Origin of the sequence: Micromonospora sp. KC606, assembly GCF_004348675.1 — a bacterium.
In the GTDB taxonomy this organism is placed as follows: Bacteria; Actinomycetota; Actinomycetes; order Mycobacteriales; family Micromonosporaceae; genus Micromonospora.
Map to the genome: position 1 here is coordinate 1 of NZ_SMKN01000099.1, position 21,097 is coordinate 21,097.

17 protein-coding genes and 1 pseudogene are annotated in these 21,097 nt (G+C 73.4%); 11 read left to right on the forward strand and 7 right to left on the reverse strand.

Annotation, left to right across the window (positions count from 1 at the left end):
- Window positions 1-239 precede the first annotated feature (239 nt).
- The 3 genes from E1193_RS18725 to E1193_RS18735 are packed head-to-tail and all read right to left on the reverse strand — an operon-like array spanning window position 240 to window position 2,453.
- Window positions 240-1,430 carry a methyltransferase domain-containing protein gene (locus tag E1193_RS18725; RefSeq protein WP_132184490.1) on the reverse strand — a complete coding sequence of 397 codons (1,191 nt, stop codon included), beginning with the start codon at window positions 1,428-1,430 and terminating at the stop codon, window positions 240-242.
- Window positions 1,431-1,473: 43 nt separating this feature from the next.
- Window positions 1,474-1,662: a DUF397 domain-containing protein gene (locus tag E1193_RS18730; RefSeq protein ID WP_132184491.1), complete on the reverse strand. Its 189-nt coding sequence runs from the start codon at window positions 1,660-1,662 to the stop codon at window positions 1,474-1,476.
- Complete coding sequence (locus E1193_RS18735; protein ID WP_243707771.1) at window positions 1,653-2,453, reverse strand: helix-turn-helix transcriptional regulator; 801 nt, start codon at window positions 2,451-2,453, stop codon at window positions 1,653-1,655. Before E1193_RS18735 ends, E1193_RS18730 begins: the two co-directional genes overlap by 10 nt.
- Window positions 2,454-3,082: 629 nt before the next feature.
- Between E1193_RS18735 and groES the strand changes: the two genes are divergently transcribed.
- The 3 genes from groES (at window position 3,083) to E1193_RS18750 (ending at window position 6,899) form a co-directional block, all read left to right on the forward strand.
- Window positions 3,083-3,397 (forward strand): co-chaperone GroES, encoded by a 315-nt coding sequence (groES, locus tag E1193_RS18740; protein ID WP_089005269.1) that lies wholly within the window; start codon window positions 3,083-3,085, stop codon window positions 3,395-3,397.
- 69 nt (window positions 3,398-3,466) lie between these two features.
- A complete protein-coding gene (gene groL, locus E1193_RS18745) occupies window positions 3,467-5,107 on the forward strand; it encodes a chaperonin GroEL (protein WP_132184492.1) in 1,641 nt (546 codons plus the stop codon).
- Between the two features lie 121 nt (window positions 5,108-5,228).
- Complete coding sequence (locus E1193_RS18750; RefSeq protein WP_132184493.1) at window positions 5,229-6,899, forward strand: molybdopterin-dependent oxidoreductase; 1,671 nt, start codon at window positions 5,229-5,231, stop codon at window positions 6,897-6,899.
- Window positions 6,900-6,950: 51 nt separating this feature from the next.
- Here E1193_RS18750 and E1193_RS18755 read toward each other — a convergent pair whose 3' ends face one another.
- Window positions 6,951-7,334: a WhiB family transcriptional regulator gene (locus E1193_RS18755; protein WP_132184494.1), complete on the reverse strand. Its 384-nt coding sequence runs from the start codon at window positions 7,332-7,334 to the stop codon at window positions 6,951-6,953.
- 253 nt (window positions 7,335-7,587) lie between these two features.
- Between E1193_RS18755 and E1193_RS18760 the strand changes: the two genes are divergently transcribed.
- A complete protein-coding gene (locus E1193_RS18760; RefSeq protein ID WP_132184495.1) occupies window positions 7,588-8,424 on the forward strand; it encodes a DNA-binding response regulator in 837 nt (278 codons plus the stop codon).
- A gap of 36 nt (window positions 8,425-8,460) precedes the next feature.
- On the opposite strand, the gene E1193_RS18765 is transcribed toward E1193_RS18760, so the two are convergent.
- On the reverse strand, window positions 8,461-8,871 hold the full coding sequence (locus tag E1193_RS18765; protein ID WP_132184496.1) for a DUF5319 domain-containing protein: 411 nt from the start codon (window positions 8,869-8,871) through the stop codon (window positions 8,461-8,463).
- Between the two features lie 195 nt (window positions 8,872-9,066).
- Here E1193_RS18765 and guaB point away from each other — a divergent pair, with 195 nt between their 5' ends.
- From guaB to E1193_RS18785, 4 genes are all read left to right on the forward strand, one after another.
- Entirely contained in the window at window positions 9,067-10,629 is a 1,563-nt protein-coding gene (guaB, locus tag E1193_RS18770) for an IMP dehydrogenase (protein ID WP_132184497.1), read from the forward strand.
- Window positions 10,630-10,655: 26 nt separating this feature from the next.
- Window positions 10,656-11,774, forward strand: a complete 1,119-nt coding sequence (locus tag E1193_RS18775) for a GuaB3 family IMP dehydrogenase-related protein (RefSeq protein WP_132184498.1) — start codon at window positions 10,656-10,658, stop codon at window positions 11,772-11,774.
- 48 nt (window positions 11,775-11,822) lie between these two features.
- Window positions 11,823-13,235, forward strand: coding sequence for a M1 family metallopeptidase (locus E1193_RS18780; RefSeq protein WP_132184499.1), 1,413 nt, complete (start codon window positions 11,823-11,825; stop codon window positions 13,233-13,235).
- A 111-nt stretch (window positions 13,236-13,346) separates the two neighbouring features.
- Entirely contained in the window at window positions 13,347-14,804 is a 1,458-nt protein-coding gene (locus E1193_RS18785) for a M1 family metallopeptidase (protein WP_132184500.1), read from the forward strand.
- A 3-nt stretch (window positions 14,805-14,807) separates the two neighbouring features.
- Here the strand turns inward: E1193_RS18785 and E1193_RS18790 are convergent, their stop codons facing one another.
- On the reverse strand, window positions 14,808-15,917 hold the full coding sequence (locus E1193_RS18790) for an LCP family protein (RefSeq protein ID WP_132184501.1): 1,110 nt from the start codon (window positions 15,915-15,917) through the stop codon (window positions 14,808-14,810).
- Window positions 15,918-16,056: 139 nt separating this feature from the next.
- Between E1193_RS18790 and E1193_RS18795 the strand changes: the two genes are divergently transcribed.
- Both E1193_RS18795 and guaA read left to right on the forward strand, forming a co-directional pair.
- The gene (locus tag E1193_RS18795) at window positions 16,057-17,754 is read left to right on the forward strand and encodes a GMC family oxidoreductase (protein ID WP_132184502.1); all 1,698 of its coding nucleotides are present in this window, start codon (window positions 16,057-16,059) and stop codon (window positions 17,752-17,754) included.
- A 123-nt stretch (window positions 17,755-17,877) separates the two neighbouring features.
- Window positions 17,878-19,431, forward strand: coding sequence for a glutamine-hydrolyzing GMP synthase (gene guaA, locus E1193_RS18800; protein ID WP_132184503.1), 1,554 nt, complete (start codon window positions 17,878-17,880; stop codon window positions 19,429-19,431).
- Between the two features lie 307 nt (window positions 19,432-19,738).
- On the opposite strand, the pseudogene E1193_RS18810 reads toward guaA, so the two are convergent.
- Window positions 19,739-19,996: pseudogene (locus E1193_RS18810) on the reverse strand (PspC domain-containing protein); the annotation flags it as partial.
- Window positions 19,997-20,140: 144 nt separating this feature from the next.
- On the opposite strand from E1193_RS18810, the gene E1193_RS18815 reads away from it, so the two are divergent.
- Complete coding sequence (locus E1193_RS18815) at window positions 20,141-21,088, forward strand: NUDIX hydrolase (RefSeq protein WP_132184504.1); 948 nt, start codon at window positions 20,141-20,143, stop codon at window positions 21,086-21,088.
- Window positions 21,089-21,097: the final 9 nt, after the last annotated feature.

Below are 21,097 nucleotides of genomic sequence, written 5' to 3' on the forward strand. Positions count from 1 at the left end.
GGGTGCGGTGGGCGATCCTCCGCTTCGTCAGCAGCGCCGTCGCCGGAGTGCCCTGTCCCGCCATGGCGTCACGCTAACCCGGCGCTGCCCGGCCGGCCATCGGAAAATCCCCGGCGCCCGGCCCGAAACCACCCGGCGGCCCGGCCGGGTGGGATCGCGCCGGTCAGCCCGTCGCGGTCCGGCCGGGTGGGATCGCGCCGGTCAGCCCGTCGCGGTCCGGCCGGGCGGAATCGCGCCGGTCAGGCCGTCGGCGCGGGGCGGCCGACCAGGGCCGTCGGTGCGCCGGCCACCCGGGTCAGCACCAGGCTCGCCGCGTTCCCGCCCGCCAGCCTCAGGTCGTGGCGCAGCTTCTCCGGGTCCAGGGCCGAGCCCCGCTTGAGGATCTCCACCCGGCCCACCTGACGCTCGCGCAGCAGGGCGCGCAGCCGCTTCAGCGAGAACGGCAGCACGTCGGTGATCTCCAGGCAGCGGGCGAACGGGGTGGCGGCCGGGGTGTCCGCGTACAAATAGGCGATGGTCGGGTCGGCCAGCGTGGCGTCGAGCGCGTCGGCCAACTCGGCGACCAGGTGCGCGCGGACCACCGCGCCGTCCGGGTCGTACAGGTAGCGTCGTACCGGCCCGACCGGCGCCTCCGCGTTGCCTGACCCGGTGAGTGCGTGCACGGCGCCGCCGCGCAGCACGGTCGCCCGGCGGGGCACCCCGGCCAGCCGCCCGCACCAGAGCGCCGCCTCCACCAGGTCGCCGTCCACGCTGACCCACTCCGCCTCGGCGCCGGGCGGGACCAGCGCGTGGTCGATGCCGGGAGCGACCTTCACCACCGTGTTCGGCACCCGCCCGGCCAGACTGGTGACGAAGTCCCAGGGTGGGGAGTAGGAGTTCGGGTCGAAGATCCGCCGCCCGGTGCCGGCCCGCCGACGTGCCGGATCGCAGAAGACCCCCTCCACCCTGGACACGTCGAACGCGGTCGCGTCGCCGACCTCCACGGTGCACAGTTCGGCCAGCCCGGCCACCTCGGCGTTCGCGGCGGCCATCGCTGCGGTGACCGGGTCGGCCTCCACCGCGTACACCCGGATGCCGGCACGGGCGGCGGCGAGCGCGTCGGCGCCGAGACCGCAGCCGAGGTCGGCGAGGCTGCGCACCCCGGCGGCGCGCAACCGGTCGGCCCGACGGTCGGCGACCGGCCGGCGGGTGGCCTGTTCCAGCCCGGCCCGGGTGAGGAACATGCCGGCGGCCTCGGGGCCGAACTTTCCGACCGCCCGGCGGCGCAGCTCGGCCTGGGTGAGCGCGGCGGCGGCCAGCCCGGCCGGCACCCCGGCGGAACGGAGCGCGGCCGCCGCCGTCAGCGGGTCGCCGCCGGCCAGCCCGGCCGCCGCGGCGAGCGCGGCCGACCCCTCGGGGGTACGCAGGGCGGCGAACTGGTCGAGATCCACCCCGCCATTGTCCCGGCCCGGCGGTGGGTGGGTGGCGGTGGTGTCAGCGCGTGGGGGTCGCGGCGACGAAGGTCCGCCAGCTCGACGGGGCGAACGCGAGCACCGGCCCGGCCGGGTCCTTGCTGTCCCGCACGGCGACGACGCCGGGCAGGTTGGCGGCGACCTCGACGCAGTCGCCGCCGTTGCTGGTGCTGCGGGAGGACTTGCGCCAGGTGGCGTGGGTCAGGTCCATGTCTTCGCCACTTCCATGATCAGTCGGGTGGACTGCCCCAGCGGCAGCGCCTCAGCGTTCACAGTCTCCCAGCGCCGGCCGAGGGCGGCAATGTCGTTCGGGCTGTCCACGGTCTGCCCCCGGAGCTGGTTGTCCAGGTGGGCCAGCTCGACGCCGCCGTCGAGCCGGGCCAGGATGAACGCCCCGGTGAGCCCGATGTGCCAGGGGGCGTCGGCCGGCACGACCCGCACCTGCACGTTCGGCGCGGCGCCGACGGTCAGCAGGTGCTCCAGCTGCTCGGCCATGGCGGCCCGGTCGCCGACCTGCCGGCGCAGCGCCTGCTCCTCCAGCACGGCGACGAACTGGGGCCGCCGGTCGCCGGTCAGCACCGCCTGCCGGGCCAGCCGGCCCACCACCCGCGCCTCCACCTCCTCGGCGGTCAGCTCCCCGCCCAGGGCGAGCATCGCCCGCGCGTACGCCTCGGTCTGGAGCAGGCCGGGGAGGGCGGTCGGCCCGTACCAGCGCAGCGAGGTCGCCTCCCGTTCGATCTCCTCCCACGGGCGGAACCAGTCCGGCGCGGCATGGAACCGGATCAGCTCCAGCATGGTGCCGAAGAGGTCGCCGGTGTCCAGCGCCCGGTCCAACCGGGCCAGGTAGTCCGGGGTGACCGGGGCGTGCCCCAGCTCGACCGCGCTCACGTACGACGACGAGTAGTTGACCAGCTTGCCCAGTTCCTCCTGGCTGAGCCCGCGCGCCTGGCGGGCCCGGCGCAGCTGGGCCCGCAGGAACGTCAGTGTCGGTATCCGGGACACCGGTTCTCCTCTCCACAGCCTCCGGCAGCGGCCACCGACGGTAGGGAGCCGGCCACGCTACGGCGAGGCATTGTCGGCGTGTCGCGGTCACGACTGGCGGAACTGTGGCGACGCGGCCGACCCCTCGGGGGTACGCGGCGCGGCGAACTGGTCGAGATCCGCCCCCGCCGTTCGCTCCAGCCCTCGACGTCGGCCATGGTCGGGCCTCTCGATCCACTCCGTACGCGGCAGGTGGGGGTGTCTTCGAGGGTTGATGCCGCACCATGCCGCAAGCGGAGTCGATCAAGCGTGCGGATGCCGCGATCTGCCGCGAGCGGAGTGGATCAAGCGTGCGGATGCCGCGATCTGCCGCGAGCGGAGTGGATCAAGTGCGGTCAGGTGAGCGCGGCGGGGTGTCCGGCGGCGACACGAGGACACTGCATTGGCACTCTCCTTGACGGAGTGCTAGCCGAGGAATAACCTGCGATTAGCACTCTCACCCTGAGGGTGCCAGCTTCCGGGTCATCCGGCGCGGAGGCTGAACGCCAGGCGGACCGGCACCCGCGACGACGGCCCCGCCCGGTGGCATGTGGCAGATTTACGCTGGTCGGCCTCGCCGTCCGGCTACGAAACCAGTACCCCAGGAGGGTATGCCCGTGACTACCGCGACCAAGGTTGCGATCAAGCCGCTCGAGGACCGGATCGTGGTCCAGGCGAACGAGGCTGAGACCACCACGGCGTCGGGCATCGTGATCCCCGACACCGCCAAGGAGAAGCCGCAGGAGGGCACCGTCCTCGCTGTCGGCCCGGGCCGGATCGACGACAAGGGCAACCGCGTGCCGCTCGACGTCAAGGTCGGCGACACCGTCCTCTACTCGAAGTACGGCGGCACCGAGGTCAAGTACGCCGGCGAGGAGTACCTGGTGCTCTCCGCCCGTGACGTCCTCGCGGTCATCGAGAAGTAAGCAACCGATCAGTGTCGTTGCCCCGGTCCGGCTCGCCGGGCCGGGGCACCGTCGCGTGAAGGGACATTCATGGCGAAGATCCTGAGCTTCTCGGACGACGCCCGACACCTGCTGGAGCACGGTGTCAACGCCCTCGCCGACACGGTCAAGGTGACCCTCGGCCCGCGCGGGCGCAACGTCGTCCTGGACAAGAAGTTCGGTGTACCGACGATCACCAACGACGGCGTGACCATCGCCAAGGAGATCGAGCTCACCAACCCGTACGAGAACCTCGGCGCGCAGCTGGTCAAGGAGGTGGCGACCAAGACCAACGACGTCGCCGGCGACGGGACCACCACCGCGACCGTGCTGGCCCAGGCGATGGTCCGCGAGGGCCTGCGCAACGTGACCGCCGGGACCAACCCGACCGGTCTCAAGCGGGGCATCGACGCGGCGGCCGCCAAGGTCTCCGAGGCGCTGCTCGACCGGGCCGTCGAGGTTTCCGACAAGGAGTCCATCGCGCACGTCGCGACGATCTCCGCGCAGGACGCCACCATCGGCGAGCTGATCGCCGAGGCGATGGAGAAGGTCGGCCGGGACGGTGTCATCACCGTCGAGGAGGGCTCCGCGCTCACCACCGAGCTCGACGTCACCGAGGGCCTCCAGTTCGACAAGGGCTTCATCTCGCCGAACTTCGTCACCGACTCGGAGGCGCAGGAGGCGGTCCTGGAGGACCCGTACATCCTCATCACCACGCAGAAGATCTCGGCGATCGAGGAGCTGCTGCCGCTGCTGGAGAAGATCCTCCAGAACAGCAAGCCGCTGCTGATCGTCGCCGAGGACGTCGAGGGCCAGGCGCTGTCGACCCTGGTGGTCAACGCGATCCGCAAGACCGTCAAGGTCTGCGCGGTCAAGGCACCCGGCTTCGGTGACCGCCGCAAGGCGATGCTCCAGGACATGGCGATCCTGACCGGCGCCGAGCTGGTCGCCCCGGAGCTGGGCTACAAGCTCGACCAGGTCGGCCTGGAGGTGCTCGGCACCGCTCGGCGCGTCGTGGTCGACAAGGAGAACACCACCATTGTCGACGGTGGCGGTCAGGCCGCCGAGGTCGCCGACCGGGTCGCGCAGATCCGCAAGGAGATCGAGGCCTCCGACTCCGAGTGGGACCGGGAGAAGCTGGCCGAGCGGCTGGCGAAGCTGTCCGGCGGCATCGCGGTCATCAAGGTGGGCGCGGCGACCGAGGTCGAGATGAAGGAGCGCAAGCACCGCATCGAGGACGCCATCGCCGCGACCAAGGCCGCGGTCGAGGAGGGTACGGTCCCCGGCGGCGGCGCCGCCCTGGCCCAGATCATCCCGGCGCTCGACGACGACCTGGGCCTCACCGGCGACGAGAAGGTCGGCGTGTCGATCGTGCGCAAGTCGCTGGTCGAGCCGCTGCGCTGGATCGCCCAGAACGCCGGCCACGACGGCTACGTGGTGGTGCAGAAGGTCGTCGGCAAGGAGTGGGGCCACGGCCTCGACGCCGCCACCGGCACGTATGTCGACCTGGTGAAGTCCGGCATCATCGACCCGGTGAAGGTGACCCGCAACGCGGTCTCCAACGCCGCGTCGATCGCCGGCCTGCTGCTCACCACGGAGAGCCTCGTGGTGGAGAAGCCGGCGAAGGCCGAGCCGGCCGCCGCCGGCGGGCACGGCCACGGCCACGGCCACCAGCACGGCCCGGGCTTCTGACCCTGGCTGTAGGACAGACGAAGGGCGCACCGTCTCCGTGACGGTGCGCCCTTCGGCGTCCGTGGTTACAGAACGCTGACGTGGTTGGCTGCCGGTCCGGCCGGTCGATCACACTGGGTCGATGAGCAGCACCCCCCGCGGCCTCGCCGCGCTGGCCGGGATCACCGCCGCGGTCGTGGCGATCGGGGTCGCCGAGCCGGTGGCGGTCCTCACCGGCCCCCGGTCGGCGCCGTTGGTCGCTGTCGGCGGGCTCGTGGTGGATGTCGTACCCGAGCCGCTGAAGCAGTTCGCCATCGCCGTCTTCGGCAGGTACGACAAGATCGCCCTGCTGGTCGGGACGGCGCTGCTGCTGGCTGCCGGCGCCGCACTGCTCGGGTTGGCGGCCGTACGCCGGTTGTGGCTCGGCCTGGCCGGCGTCGCGGCCTTCGTCGCCCTCGGGGTGGCCGCCGCCCTCACCCGGGCGGGCGCGGACGCCGCCGACGCGCTGCCCGCGCTGACCGGTGGGGGACTGGGCGCGGTGACGCTCTGGGCCTTCCTGGCCGGGCCACTGGAGATCGAACCATGGCCCTGGACCCCACCGACGCCCCCGCAGACTCCGAGCGCCGGTGGGCAGGCGGCCGGTGGAGTGCCGGCGGGCACCCAGCCGGGTGCGCGGGGACCGGTGCCCGGTGCGGAGGCCGCCGGCGGGACCTCGGGCGGGCCGGATCGGCCGGCGAGCGCCGACCCGGAGGCCCGGCGGCGGTTCCTGCGCGGCGTGGGTGTGCTGGCCGGCGCGGCTGCCGTCACCGGGCTGGGCGGGCACTGGCTCGCCGGCCGGCAAGGTGTGTCGGCGGCCCGGCAGGCCGTCCGGCTGCCCGCCCCGGTCTCCTCGGCCCCGGCCGTACCCGCCGGAGCGGACCTGTCGCTGGCGCAGCTCGCCCCGTACGTCACCCCGACCAGCGGCTTCTATCGGATCGACACGGCCCTGGTGGTTCCGCAGGTGGACCCGGAGACCTGGCGGTTGCGCGTCCACGGGCGGGTACGCCACCCGGTCGAGCTGAGCTTCGCCGACCTGCTCGCCCGCCCGATGGTCGAGCGGTACGTGACCCTGGCCTGCGTCTCCAACGAGGTGGGCGGCGACCTGATCGGCAACGCTCGCTGGCTGGGCGTACCGATCAGGGACCTGCTCGACGAGGTGGAGCCGGAGGAGGGCGCGGACCAGGTGGTGGGCCGCTCGGTGGACGGCTGGACCTGCGGCACCCCGACCTCTGTGCTGCGCGACGGGCGGGACGCGCTCCTGGCGGTGGGGATGAACGGCGAGCCACTGCCGGTCGCGCACGGCTTCCCGGTCCGGATGGTGGTGCCCGGCCTGTACGGGTACGTCTCGGCCTGCAAGTGGGTGACCGAACTGGAGCTGAGCAGCTTCGCGGACTTCGACGCGTACTGGGTGCCCCGGGGGTGGTCGGCGCAGGGGCCGGTGAAGACACAGTCGCGGATCGACACCCCGCGCCCGCGCAACCGGTTGGCCGCCGGCCCGGTCATGGTGGCCGGGGTGGCCTGGGCCCAGCACCGCGGCATCAGCCGGGTGGAGGTCCGCGTCGACGACGAGCCGTGGCGGGAGGCGACGCTCGCCCCGACGGTCTCGGTGGACACCTGGGTGCAGTGGTCGTGGCGCTGGGAGGCCAGCCCGGGCCAGCACACGCTCCAGGTCCGCGCGACCGACACCACCGGCGCCACCCAGACCGGGCGGGAGCAGCCGGTCGCGCCCGACGGCGCCACCGGCTGGCACGCGGTGACGGTGACCGTCCGCTGACTCGGACTACCCGCCCGCTCCGGCCCGGCCCCGGTGGCGTGCCGACCAGGGTCAGGCGATCTTGCGTTGCTCCGGCACGGCGGACTTGTGCGGGAGGCCCAGGCGGGCCTCCAACCGGGCGATGTCGACCCGGGTCTGCCGGCGGTCGGCGAGGTCTTCCCAGCCGAGGGCGAGCAGGCGCAGCCGCTCCGACTCGCTGAACCCGCCCCAGACGCCGTACGGCTCGCGGACGGTGAGGGCGTGGGCGGCGCACTCGGCCCGGACCGGGCAGGCGCGGCAGACCGACTTGGCGCCGGACTCGCGGCGCAGCCGCGAGGAGCCGCGCTCGCCGTCCGGGTGGAAGAACTGGGCGCTGTCGCGGCCCCGACACGCGCCGAGCCGCTGCCAGTCCCACAGATCGACGATGGGTCCGGGCAGTCTACGTACGTTCGACATCAGCACCCCTCCTCCCGCGCGACACCGCGGAGATCCTCGTTGAACCGGCGTCCGGGCGGTGTCCGCGCAGGCGCACCGTTTCCGGCCTGGCGTCCCCGTACCCGATCTCTGCTCGGCTCACACGTGGGGTGATCGAAACTTCGGTTACCTGCGGCAAATGCCCTAAATGTCGGAAAAGTTCGGAGGATTGCCCGGAACCTCCTCCCCGGCAGACCCGGTCATGGTCTGCTCTCTGCGGAGAGGAGACACCACAGTGCGTACCGTTCTTGTCTGCGTTCGGACACCGCTCGCCGCGCAGCAGTTGACGTCGGCCGCCACTCGGCTCGGCCTGGCCGCGGTCGTGCGGACGGCCGTTTCCGATCCCGAGGTGATGCTGCGGCTCGCCGAACGGCCGGTCGACGTCGTGCTCGCCGACACCGCCCTCACCCGACCCGACAGCGCCGGCTTCGTCCGGCGGGTGCTGGCCCGCGCGCCACAGGCGGCGGTGCTGCTGCTCGGCGCGGAGGAGTCCGAGTCCGCCGCGGCCACCATCAGCGCCGGCGCCCGAGGGCTGATCCAGGGCACCGACCACGACCTGACCAGTGCGGTGGCCAAGGCCCTGCTGCTGCTCGCCGCACCTGGCCGGGCGAGCCGCCACCGGGTGACCGACCCGGCGCGGGACACCGCTGCGGTTGGCGCGCCTCCCCGGCCCGCCGCCGGACGCAACCCGGCGCAGACGGGACCGGGCTGGTCCGGCCCGGGAGAAGGGCCCGGGGCCGTCCCGACGGTGGTGCCGGCGCAGCGTGGCGACGACGAGGTCGAGGCGGAGGCCGCCGACGCGGAGGCCGCCGACGCGGAGGCCCCGGTGCCGGCCGGTCAGCGTGGCGGGCCCGGCACCCGGAACGGACGCGGCGCGGTCGGGCTGACCGAACGGGAGCTGCAGGTGCTGCTGGGCATGGCCGAGGGCAAGAGCAACGCCGAGATCGGGCGGGAGTTGTTCGTCTCCGAGGACACCGTCAAGACGCACGCCCGCCGGTTGTTCCGCAAGCTCGGCGCCCGGGACCGGGCGCACGCGGTGGCCGCCGGCTTCCGCGCCGGCCTGGTCGCCTGACCCACCCGCGCCGGCCCGTCGCCACCCGTGGCGCGGTCAGTCGCCGGTGGCGTCGCCGTCCTCGGCGGTCTCGGTCAGCGTGTCGTGCACCCCGTCGGCGTAGCCGCGCGCGTAGTCCCAGGTGACGTAGTGATCCGGATCCGGGTCGTACGCCGGCTCGTGCACCCGGGGCCGGCCCGAGCTGAGCAGGTGGCGCAGGTTGCCCCGGAGCAGGTCCCAGTCGAAGTAGTGCGGCTCGCGGCAGTCCTCGCACTCGATGACCAACCCGCGCACCCCGATCGGGGCCAGGAGTGCCTGGTAGATCTCCAGGTCGGCCAGATCCTCCAGCACGTCCTGGCGTTCGGCCTCGGTCAGCGGGTCGAGTTGGTCCTCGTCACGCGGATCGTGCAGGCCGGCAGCCGGATCGGCCGGGTCGCCGTTGAACGGGTCGATGGGCTCGTCGTGCACCCTCTCACCGTAGTCCCCGGGAACGTCGGACGCCCGCCCCCGCCCCGCTCCGGTGGCGCCACCGGCCGTGCCGGCACCGCCGGGGCCCGCGCAGCTCAGTGGGTACGATGAACCGAACACGCCGCCATGCCGGCGTGCGCCGGTGCCCGCGCGCCACCTCGCTGAAGCCCGTCCGAGCAGCTCAGGGGAGCAATCGTGGAAAATTCGCCCAGCACCGATCTTCCTGGCGCCGCCGAGCACGGTGAGCCGGGCGGTCACCTGCCGGAGCTGCCGGCCGGTTCGGCGCGGGTGGTGCCGCTCGGCCTGACCTTCGACGACGTGCTGCTCCAGCCGGGTGAGTCGGACGTGGTGCCCAGCCGGGTCAACACCCGGACGAGGCTCAGCCGCAACGTCGAGCTGACCGTGCCGCTGCTGTCCAGCGCGATGGACACCGTCACCGAGGCGCGGATGGCGATCGCGATGGCCCGCCAGGGCGGTATCGGCGTGCTGCACCGCAACCTCTCGCTGGAGGACCAGGCCCTCCAGGTCGACCTGGTCAAGCGCTCCGAGTCCGGCATGATCACCAACCCGGTGACGGCCAGTCCGGAGGACACCCTCCGCGAGGTCGACGAGCTGTGCGGGCGCTACCGCATCTCCGGCGTGCCGGTGGTCGACGGCGAGGGCCAGCTCGTCGGCATCGTCACCAACCGCGACATGCGGTTCGTCTCCGACCCGGCCACCCGGGTCCGCGAGATCATGACCCGGACGCCGCTGGTCACCGCCCCGGTCGGGGTGAGCAAGGACGACGCGCTGGCCCTGCTACGCCAGCACAAGGTGGAGAAGCTGCCGATCGTCGACGGCGCCGGCCGACTGCGAGGGCTGATCACCGTCAAGGACTTCACCAAGAGCGAGCAGTACCCGAACGCCACCAAGGACGACTCCGGCCGACTCCGGGTGGCCGCCGCCGTTGGCGTCGGCGAGGACGCGTACAAGCGGGCCCGGACGCTGGTCGACGCGGGCGTCGACGTGCTGATCGTGGACACCGCGCACGGCCACCAGCGGGCCGTGCTGGACATGGTCCGCCGGCTCAAGGCGGATGTGTCCATCGACATTGTCGGCGGCAACGTGGCCACCCACGCCGGCGCGAAGGCGCTAATCGATGCGGGTGCCGACGGCGTGAAGGTCGGAGTGGGTCCGGGCGCGATCTGCACCACCCGCATCGTCGCCGGGGTGGGCGTACCGCAGATCACCGCGATCATGGAGGCGGCGCGGGCCGCTCGTCCGGCCGGCGTCCCGGTGATCGGCGACGGCGGCATCCAGTACTCCGGTGACATCGCCAAGGCGCTGGTCGCCGGTGCCGACACGGTGATGCTCGGCAGCCTGCTGGCCGGCTGTGAGGAGAGCCCCGGTGAGCTGATCTTCATCAACGGCAAGCAGTACAAGGCGTACCGGGGGATGGGCTCGCTCGGCGCGATGCAGTCCCGCGGCCAGGCCAAGTCCTACTCCAAGGACCGCTACTTCCAGCAGGACGTGCTCGCCGAGGACAAGCTCGTCCCCGAGGGCGTGGAGGGCCAGGTGCCCTACCGTGGGCCGCTCTCCGCGGTCGCCCACCAGCTCATCGGTGGGCTTCGCGCCGCGATGGGGTACGTCGGCGCGGAGAGCATCCCCGAGCTGCACCGGCGCGGCCAGCTCATCCGGATCACCGCGGCGGGGCTCAAGGAGAGCCACCCGCACGACATCCAGATGACCGTCGAGGCGCCGAACTACCACTCCCGCTGACCAACCCCGAGACATCTGGAGTCCCCATGCGTGACGTGGTCGAGATCGGGCTGGGCAAGACCGCGCAGCGCGGCTACCACCTGGACGACATCGCCATCGTGCCGAGCCGCCGGACCCGGGACGTCGACGACGTCTCCACCGCCTGGCAGCTCGACGCGTACCAGTTCGCCATCCCCTGCGTCGGGCACCCCTCCGACGCCACGATGAGCCCCGCCTCCGCGGTGCGGCTCGGTCAGCTCGGCGGGCTGGGGGTGCTCAACGTCGAGGGCCTGTGGACCCGGTACGAGAACCCGACCAAGATCCTGGAGGAGCTGGCCGGCCTGGACGAGGACGCCAGGGCGACCAAGCGCCTCCAGGAGGTCTACTCCGAGCCGATCCGCCCCGAACTGATCGCCGAGCGGGTGCGCGAGCTGCGGGCCGGCGGCGGCACCGTGGCCGTCCGGGTCTCCCCGCAGCACACCCTGACACTGGCCCCGGTGATCCTCGACGCCGGCGTGGACATCCTCGTCATCCAGGGCACGATCGTGTCGGCCGAGCACGTCTCCACCACCGACGAGCCGCTGAACCTCAAGGAGTTCATCGCCGACCTCGACCTGCCGGTGGTCGTCGGCGGCTGCACCGACTACAAGACGGCGCTGCACCTGATGCGCACCGGCGCGGCCGGAGTGATCGTCGGCATCGGCGGCGACGACTGGTCCACCACCGAGTCGGTGCTCGGCATCCGGGTGCCGATGGCCACCGCCATCGCCGACGCCGCAGCGGCCCGCCGCGACTACCTCGACGAGACCGGCGGCCGGTACGTGCACCTGATCGCCGACGGCGACATGCAGACCTCCGGCGACATCGCCAAGGCGCTCGGCTGCGGCGCGGACGCGGTGATGCTCGGCGAGCCGCTGTCGCTCTGCGCGGAGGCCCCGGCCGGCGGTGCCTGGTGGCACTCGGCCGCCAGCCACCCGTCACTGCCGCGGGGCGCGTTCGAGGCCGCCGGTGAGCCGCTCGGGGAGATGGAACGGCTGCTCTTCGGCCCCGCCGACGAGCCGGACGGCCAGCTCAACCTCTTCGGTGGGCTGCGCCGGGCGATGGCCAAGTGCGGCTACCGCGACCTCAAGGAGTTCCAGAAGGTCGGCCTGGTCCTGGACCGCTGACCGGGGCAAATCAGTCCGACGCACCGGCCGTGCCGATAGGCTCGGCCGGTGCGTCGTCTGTTCGCCCGGACCCGGCCGGCCCTCGCCGTGGCCGTCGTGGCGACCGTGGTGCTGGTCGGCTGCACCGACGACGGCGCCGACCGCGACGGGTTCCGGCCCGGGGCGGCCGAGGCCGGTGACCCCTACGTCCCGGGCCGTGGCAACGGCGGCTACGACGTCTCCGCGTACCGGCTGGCGGTACGCTACGACCCGGCCAGCGACCGGCTCGCCGGGCGGGCGAGCGTCACCGCGACCGCCACCGTCCCGCTGGCCCGGTTCAATCTGGACCTGGCCGGGCTGGACGTCTCCGAGGTCACCGTCGACGGGGCCGGCGCCCGGCACCGCCGTGACGGGGACGAACTGGTGGTCACCCCGGCGCGCGGGCTGCCCAAGGGCACCGGGTTCACCGTGGAGGTCGCCTACGCCGGGGTGCCGACCGCCGTCCGCGACGGCGCGCTGGGCAGCGGCGGCTGGCTGCACACCGGGGACGGGGCGATCGCGTTGGGCCAGCCCGAGTCGGCGGCCACCTGGTTTCCGGTCAACGACCACCCCTCCGACAAGGCCACCTACGACATCGAGGTGACCGTGCCGGACGGCATCGAGGCGCTGAGCAACGGCGTGCCGGGGGACCGGACCAGCGCGGACGGGTGGACCATCTGGCGGTGGCGTGAGGACGTGCCGATGGCCAGCTACCTGAGTTTCCTCGTCATCGGCGACTACCGGCTGCACAGCGGCACGCACCGAGGCAAGCCGATGGTGACGGCGGTCGCCGCCGACCTGCCGGCTGACGGGCCGGCCGCCCGGTCGCTGGCCCGCACCGGCGAGATCGCCGACTTCCTCGCCGAGCGGTTCGGGCCGTACCCGGCGGCCGGGTACGGGGGTGTCGCGGTCGCCGACGACCGGATCGGGTACGCGCTGGAGACCCAGTCCCGCCCGGTCTACGGGCCGGGCTTCTTCCGCCGGGGCGAACCGAACCCGTCGGTGGTCGTGCACGAGCTCGCCCACCAGTGGTTCGGCAACAGCGTCACGGTGGCGAGGTGGCAGGACATCTGGCTCAACGAGGGCTTCGCCACGTACGCCGAGTGGCTGTGGGCGGAGCACCAGGGCGGCCCGAGCGCGCAGCGGGCGTTCGAACGCCGACACGCCACCGTCGACTGGGCGAAGCCGTCGCTGGACCCGGGCCGGGCGGACATGTTCGGTGACGGCGTCTACCAGCGGGGCGCCCTGGCGGTGCACGCGCTGCGCCGCACCGTCGGCGACGAGACCTTCTTCCGGATCCTGCGCGGCTGGACGGCGGAGCGGAGGGACGGCACCGCCACCACCGCCGACTTCGTCGGGCACGCAGAGCGGGTCGCCGGCCGGCCGCTGCGCCCGATGCTGGAGGCGTGGCTCTCCGGCGCCTCCGCGCCCGCCCTACCCTGACGCGGGACCGACCGCCCACTCGGTACGCTGCCCCCCGCGACCGGCCCGCGCCGGCCGGTCGGCGTGGCGGCGGCACGCAGCCACCGCCCGGCACGGGGGAGGACGCACACGATGCGAGTGGCACGACAGAGCCTGTCGCTGGGGATTGCCCTGGCGGCTGTCGGCGGCCTCGGCCTGGCCGGTTGCCAGTCCGACGACGTCCCGCCGGCGGCCTCGGCGAGCGCCGCACCGGCCCCGTCGCGTGACTACCGGCCGGGTGCGGCCGGCGCGGGCGACGACTACTTCCCCACCTACGGCAACGGTGGGTACGACGTGGGCGCCTACACGGTCAAGGTCCGCTACGACCCGCGTACCGACCAGCTCACCGGTGTGACCACGGTCCGGGCGGCGGCCACGATGGACCTGGCGTCGTTCCACCTGGACCTGGCCGGCCTCACGGTCAGCGCGGTGACCGTGGACGGCGCCCCCGCCACCCACGTCCAGGAGAAGAACGAACTGGTGGTCACCCCGGCCGCGGGGCTCACCTCGGGCAACGGTTTCGTGGCCGAGATCAGGTACGCGGGGAAACCGAAGGCGCTGAGGAACGAGGTGCTCGGTGAGGGCGGCTGGCTGCACACCGAGGACGGCGCGATCGCCCTGGGGCAGCCGGAGTCGGCGAGCACCTGGTTCCCGGTCAACGACCACCCCTCCGACAAGGCGACCTACGACTTCGAAATCACCGTCCCGGACGGGTTGACCGCGGTCAGCAACGGCGTGCCGGGCGGGAAGGGCAGCGCGGGCGGCTGGACCACCTGGAAGTGGGCCGAGAAGGCCCCGATGGCCAGCTACCTGAGCACCGTGGCGATCGGGAAGTTCCGGCTGACCACCGGGGAGCACAGGGGACGCCCGGTGTTCAGCGCGGTGACCACCACGCTGCCCAGGGGCGCGGCGGACCGGTCGATCGCCCAGACCGTGCGGGTGGCCGACTACCTGGAGAGCGTGTTCGGGCCGTACCCGTTCGACGCTTACGGCGGGGTGGTGGTCGCCGACCCCCGCATCGGCTACGCGTTGGAGACGCAGAGCCGTCCGGTCTACTCCGCCGGATTCTTCCGTCGGGGTGAGAACACCGAGGTGGTCGCGCATGAGCTGGCCCACCAGTGGTTCGGTAACAGTGTGGCGTTGGCGAGGTGGCAGGACATCTGGCTCAACGAGGGCCTGGCCTCGTACGCGGAGTGGCTGTGGAACGAGCACAGCGGCCGGGGCACCGCGAAGCAGGCGTTCGACGTGCGCTATTCGGGGATGCCGACCTCGGTGTGGAGCACGCCGCCGGGGAAGCCCGGGGTGCCCAACCTGTTCAGCCGGTCGGTGTACGAACGCGGGGCGATGACCGTGCACGCGCTACGGGTCGCGGTCGGCGACCCGGCGTTCTTCCGGATTCTCAAGACCTGGGCGGCGGAGAAGCGGGACGGGAACGCGACCACCGCCGAGTTCGTGGCGCTGGCCGAGAGGATTTCCGGCAGGCAGCTCGACGGGCTCTTCGACGCCTGGTTGTACGGCACGAAGCGTCCGGCCCGGCCGGCGAAGCTCTGACGGTCAGTTCCTCACCCGCAGCGTGGGGTGGGCGGCCAGGTACGCCTCGGCGTCGCCCGCCGCGAGCGCGGTGAGGAAACCGGTGCCCACCGACGTGAGCCGCTCACCCTGGTATCCGCTGCCCTTGCCGACGCCGCTGCCGGGGAGCCCGACCAGGTTGAACCGGGCGGGGCTCAGCCCGCCGAGGGCGTACGCCAGGTCGACGATCCGGGGACCGCCCAGGTAGCTCAGGGTGTCACCGAGCGCGGCGACGACCTGCTCGACCCGGTCCGGTTGGCGGGCCAGGCCCTCGTCGAGGATCTTGGTAACCAGCGCCCTGACGAGCTGCTGCTGGTGCCGCTGACGGGCGTAGTCGCCGCCGGTGATGTAGCGCTGGCGGGCGTAGTCCAGCGCCTGCCAGCCGTTGAGGTGCCGGTCGCCCGGCTCGTAGACCATCTGCGGCCCCACGTAGCCGCCACCGGAGGGCGCCGGGTCGCGGTGCCTGCCGTCCGGCCTGCGGTGGAGCGAGACCACCCGCTGGTCGACGTGGAGGTCCACCCCGCCGAGGGCGTCCACCAGGCGCGTGAAGCCCGGAAAGTTGATCACAGCGCCGGCATCGACGCGTAGCCCGGTGTAGCCGGCGACCGTGCTGCGCAGCAGCTCGTACCCCTGGCTGGTGCTGGGCTGTCGCGGGCGGCCGGGCACCCGGCTGCCGTAGCTCATCGCGTGGGTGAGCTTCGTGCGCCCACCCGGGTAGCCGGCCGGCGGGAAGGCCGGGATGTCGACCAGCAGGTCGCGGGGGAGCGAGAAGAGGTACGCCCGGTCCAGCCCGGCCGGCACGTGCAGCACCAGCACCGCGTCGGCGTGCGGTTCCCAGCCCGGGACGCTGACCCGGGTGTCGACGCCGACCAGGAGCAGGTTGAGCGGGCCGGTGACGTCGGCGGCCCCGGGCGGCGGGGTGGGGCTCGGCGTGCCGGCGGGCGGTGTGCCGGTCGGGCCGGGCGGGCGCTGCGCCTCGTCGCGGCCGACCAGCCGGGTCGCCACCAGGCTGCCGGCCAGCACCAGCAGGATCGCGGCGAGGGCGGCCAGTAACAGTGCCCGTGTCCGCCGTGCCGACCCCGCGCCCTGCGCCATCTCCGACACCCCCGTCCGTACAACGCTCCGACGGGCCGGTCGGGTTGCGGGCCCACGGCCACCGGATCGGCCGGCCACCGGCATGATCACCCGGAAACCGGCACTGGCGCGAAGGCTACCCGCCGGTAATGATGCGTTCATGCGGTACGACGTGGTCGTCATCGGATCCGGCTTCGGTGGCAGCGTGACCGCGCTCCGGCTCGCCGAGAAGGGGTACACCGTCGCCGTGCTGGAGGCCGGGCGGCGCTTCGCCGACGACGAGTTCCCACAGACCTCCTGGCGGGCCCGGCGCTTCCTGTGGGCCCCCAGGCTCGGCTGCTACGGACTGCAACGGATCACCCTGCTCCGCTCCGCCGACCGGAGATCCGGCGGCGGCGTGCTGGTCCTCTCCGGCGCCGGGGTGGGCGGCGGCTCCCTGGTCTACGCCAACACCCTCTACGAGCCGCTCGACGACTTCTACGCCGACCCCCAGTGGCGCGACATCACCGACTGGCGCGACGAGCTGGCCCGCCACTACGACCAGGCCAAGCGGATGCTCGGCGTCACCACGTACCCGGTCACCACGGCCGCGGACCGGGCGATGCGGGCGGTGGCCGAGCGGATGGGGGTGGGGCACACCTTCCACGCCACGCCGGTGGGCGTGTACCTCGGCCGGCCCGGGCAGCGGGTGCCCGACCCGTACTTCGGCGGCGTCGGCCCGGAGCGCACCGGTTGCCGCCACTGCGGCGCGTGCCTGACCGGCTGCCGGCACGGGGCGAAGAACACCCTGGTCAAGAACTACCTCTGGCTGGCCGAACGGCTCGGCGTCGAGGTCCGTGCGCTGACCACGGTGACCGCGGTGCGGCCGGCGCCCGGTGGCGGGTTCGCGGTGCACACCGCGCGCACCGGCGCCTGGCTGCGCAACCGCCGGCAGCTGGTCCACGCCGACCAGGTGGTCTTCGCCGCCGGGGCGCTCGGCACCCAGCGGCTGTTGCACGAGATGAAGGCGACGGGGGCACTGCCGGCGCTCTCCCCGCGCCTCGGCGAGCTGACCCGGACCAACTCCGAGGCCATCCTCGGCGCGTCGGTCGGGCCTCGGCAGGCCCGCGCCCGCGGGCTCGACCTCACCGAGGGGGTGGCGATCACCAGTTCGTTCCACCCCGACCCGCAGACCCACATCGAGCCGGTCCGCTACGGCCGCGGCTCGAACGCCATGGGCCTGCTCCAGTCGCTGCTGGTGGACGGCGGCCCGCGCCGGATCCGCCGCTGGCTGGGCGCCCTCGTCCGGCAGCCGGGGCTGGCCGCCCGGATGCTCACCGTCCGCCGCTGGTCGGAGCGGACGGTGATCGCCCTGGTCATGCAGTCGGCCGACAACTCGCTGACCACGCGGCTACGGCGCGGCCCGTTCGGCCGCCGGCTGGTCTCCGGTCCCGGGCACGGTATGCCGAACCCGACCTGGATCCCGGCCGGCAACCGGGCGGTCCGGCTGCTCGCCGAGGAGATCGACGGTACGCCGGGCGGCGCGCTGACCGAGCCGTTCGACATCCCGATGACGGCGCACCTGCTCGGCGGGGCGGTGATCGGCGCGTCCCCGGCCGAGGGGGTCATCGACCCGTGGCACCGGGTGTACGGCCACCCGGGGCTGCACGTGGTCGACGGGGCGGCGGTCTCGGCGAACCTCGGCGTCAACCCGTCGCTGACGATCACCGCGCAGGCGGAGCGGGCGATGTCGTTCTGGCCGAACCGGGGCGAGGCCGATCCGCGCCCGCCGCTGGGGTCGGCGTACCGCCGGGTGGCGGCGGTGCCGCCGCGCGACCCGGCGGTCCCGCCGGGCGCGCCCGGCGCGCTGCGACCCTGACCTCCGCCGGTCGGACGGTCGCGCCCGCATGGGGGCGGTCCTGAGCAGCGGCGACACGCCTCGGCGCGCCCGGGGCCCGGCCCGTGCCGGGGGCGGGGGTGACTGTCGGTAGGCTTTCTGCACATGAGCACGCCTCGCCCCGTCCTCGTGGTGGACTTCGGAGCCCAGTACGCCCAGCTCATCGCGCGCCGGGTGCGCGAGGCGAAGGTCTACTCGGAGATCGTCCCGCACTCGATGCCGGTGGAGGAGATGCTGGCCAAGAAGCCGGCGGCGATCATCCTCTCCGGCGGCCCGTCCAGCGTCTACGCCCCCGGCGCCCCGCAGATCGACGCGGGGGTGTTCTCCGCCGACGTGCCGGTCTTCGGCATCTGCTACGGCTTCCAGGCGATGGCGCAGGCGCTGGGGGGCACCGTCACGAAGACCGGCAACCGCGAGTACGGCGGCACGCCGCTGCGCGCCCGCGCGGACGCCGGGGTGCTGCTGCGTGAGCTGCCGGACGACCTGCCGGTGTGGATGAGCCACGGCGACTGCGTGACCGAGGCCCCCGAGGGCTTCACCGTCACCGCGGAGTCGGCGGGTGCTCCGGTCGCCGCGTTCGAGGACCTGGCCGGCCGGCGGGCCGGCGTGCAGTTCCACCCGGAGGTCGGGCACACCGCGCACGGCCAGGAGATGCTCCAGCGATTCCTGTACGACATCGCCGGCATCGAGCCGACCTGGACGCCCGAGAACATCATCGACGACCAGGTCGCCCGGATCCGCGCGCAGGTGGGCGACAAGGAGGTCATCTGCGGCCTCTCCGGCGGCGTCGACTCGGCGGTCGCCGCCGCGCTGGTGCACCGGGCGGTCGGCGACCAGCTCACCTGCGTCTTCGTCGACCACGGCCTGTTGCGGGCCGGCGAGGCGGAGCAGGTGGAGAAGGACTACGTCGCGGCCACCGGCATCAAGCTCAAGGTCGTCGACGCCCGGGAGCGGTTCCTCGGCGCCCTGGCGGGGGTCACCGACCCGGAGCAGAAGCGGAAGATCATTGGCCGGGAGTTCATCCGGGTCTTCGAGGCCGCCGCCCGGGAGATCGCCTCGCACGGCGACGTGGAGTTCCTGGTGCAGGGCACGCTCTACCCGGACGTGGTCGAGTCCGGTGGCGGCACCGGCACCGCCAACATCAAGAGCCACCACAACGTCGGCGGTCTCCCGGAGGATCTGCGGTTCGCCCTGGTCGAGCCGCTGCGCACGCTCTTCAAGGACGAGGTTCGCACGCTCGGGCTGGAGCTGGGCCTGCCCGAGGCGATGGTCTGGCGGCACCCGTTCCCGGGTCCGGGCCTGGCCATCCGGATCATCGGCGCGGTGGACGAGGAGCGGCTCGCGGTGCTGCGTCAGGCCGACCTGATCGCCCGGGAGGAGTTGAGCAACGCCGGCCTGGACCGGGGCGTCTGGCAGTTCCCGGTGGTGCTCCTGGCCGACGTTCGCAGCGTCGGCGTGCAGGGTGACGGGCGCAGCTACGGGCATCCCGTGGTGCTGCGCCCGGTCTCCAGCGAGGACGCGATGACCGCCGACTGGTCGCGGCTGCCCTACGAGGTGGTGGCGCGGATCTCCACCCGGATCACCAACGAGGTCGCCGAGGTCAATCGGGTGGTCCTGGACGTGACCAGCAAGCCGCCGGGCACGATCGAGTGGGAGTGACCCCGCCTCATCCGGCCGGCGGCGCGGGCGCCGGCCGGGGCTCCGGTTCCGGCGCGGGTCGGTCGGTGGGGATCCGTTCGGTGGCCGGCTCCGGGGTCGGCCGGGCGGTGGGAATCGGTTCGGTGGGTGGTTCCGGGGTCGGCCGGGCGGTGGGAATCGGTTCGGTGGGTGGTTCCGGGGCGGGCCGGCTGGCCGGGATCGTCTCGACCGGCGTCGTCGGGTCCGGCGTGGCCGTCGGCCACGCCGTGGGGGCCGGCCACATCGCCGGTGCCGGTGCGCCAGTGGGTGGCGAGGCGGCCGGCGGGACCGGCGTCGCGGCGTTCGTGGGGTGCGGCCAGGCGGGCGCGCCGGGCGGCTCCTCCGGCATCAGGAACCACATGATCGGGTACGCCAGCGCGGCGATCCCGCCGGTGGCCAGGGTCGCGACGGCGAAGACCACCCGGACGAGGGTGGGGTCGACGGCGAGGTACCGGCCGAGGCCGCTGGCGACGCCGGCGACCATCCGGTCGGTGGTGGGCCGGCGGAGCTGCTTGTACGGGGCCTGGGGAGGTGCTGTCGAGGTCATGCCTCCACGGTCCGCGCCAGGCCGCCGGACCACCTCGGTGACCGCCCGGATCCGTACCCTGATCGATCCCTGATGGTCCAGATCTGAGTCAGGAATCTGACAGTTCTCGATGACGGCAACCGGTCGCGGGGACAATTTCGTCTCGTGACCACCTTGCTGGAGCCGCTTCGCAGGATCGCGGCATACGCAGTTTGTGCTGACTCAGTCGGCCGAGTGTTGCTGGTCCGCGCATCGGAGCGCTCCGGCACCCCCGGCGTGTGGTCCCTGCCCGGTGGGGCGGTCGACCACGGTGAGGATCCGAAGCACACCGTCGTACGGGAGACCGCTGCCGAGACCGGGCTGTCGGTCGCCGTCGCCGAGCTCGACGACGTCCTCGCCGACATGCGCGCCCTGCCCGAGCAGGGCATAACCATCCACACCGACCGCCTCATCTACCGGGTCGGGGTGCGCGGCGGCACGCTGACCGACCGGGTGGACCGTCCCACCGACCTCGCCCGGTGGTTCACCCTCGACGAGGCGCGTGAGCTGCCGCTGCGGTCGTTCACCGCGCGCGCCCTGGAGCTGCCGGCCGCCTCGGCCGACATCGTCCCGGACGAGCCGCCGGAGTTCCCCTCCTTCTACGCCGTGCCCGGCCCGGACGGCCTGCACCGCGCCCAGCGTTTCGCCGCGTACGCGGTGGTGACCGATCCGCAGGGCCGGGTGCTGCTGACCCGGGTCTCCGACGGGTACCCGGGTGCCGGCTGCTGGCACCTGCCCGGCGGCGGGACCGATTACGGCGAGCAGCCCGGCGCGGCGCTGATCCGGGAGCTGGTCGAGGAGACCGGCCAGATTGGCCGCCTCATCGGGCTGCTCGGGGTGGCCAGCCACCGGGACGCCGCCTCGCTCGGCCCGGAGGGTTACCCGATCGACTGGCACGGCGTACGCGCGTTCTACCGGGTGGTCGTCGACCAGCCCGCCCCGCCGACGGTCGCCGACGTCGGCGGTTCGACGTGTGAGGCCCGCTGGTTCGCCCGCGAGGAACTGGGCGCACTTCCGACGGAGCGCCTGACCGAGGTCACCGCCGAAGCCGTCCAGGCCGCCAACCTCACCTAGCCCCATCCC

Coding starts and splice junctions, on each gene's coding strand:
- E1193_RS18730 (WP_132184491.1), bottom strand. CDS start 1,662: ATGGACCTGACCCACGCCACCTGGCGCAAGTCCTCCCGCAGCACCAGC.
- groES (WP_089005269.1), top strand. CDS start 3,083: ATGCCCGTGACTACCGCGACCAAGGTTGCGATCAAGCCGCTCGAGGAC.
- groL (WP_132184492.1), top strand. CDS start 3,467: ATGGCGAAGATCCTGAGCTTCTCGGACGACGCCCGACACCTGCTGGAG.
- E1193_RS18750 (WP_132184493.1), top strand. CDS start 5,229: ATGAGCAGCACCCCCCGCGGCCTCGCCGCGCTGGCCGGGATCACCGCC.
- E1193_RS18755 (WP_132184494.1), bottom strand. CDS start 7,334: ATGTCGAACGTACGTAGACTGCCCGGACCCATCGTCGATCTGTGGGAC.
- E1193_RS18775 (WP_132184498.1), top strand. CDS start 10,656: ATGCGTGACGTGGTCGAGATCGGGCTGGGCAAGACCGCGCAGCGCGGC.
- E1193_RS18785 (WP_132184500.1), top strand. CDS start 13,347: ATGCGAGTGGCACGACAGAGCCTGTCGCTGGGGATTGCCCTGGCGGCT.
- E1193_RS18790 (WP_132184501.1), bottom strand. CDS start 15,917: ATGGCGCAGGGCGCGGGGTCGGCACGGCGGACACGGGCACTGTTACTG.
- E1193_RS18795 (WP_132184502.1), top strand. CDS start 16,057: ATGCGGTACGACGTGGTCGTCATCGGATCCGGCTTCGGTGGCAGCGTG.
- guaA (WP_132184503.1), top strand. CDS start 17,878: ATGAGCACGCCTCGCCCCGTCCTCGTGGTGGACTTCGGAGCCCAGTAC.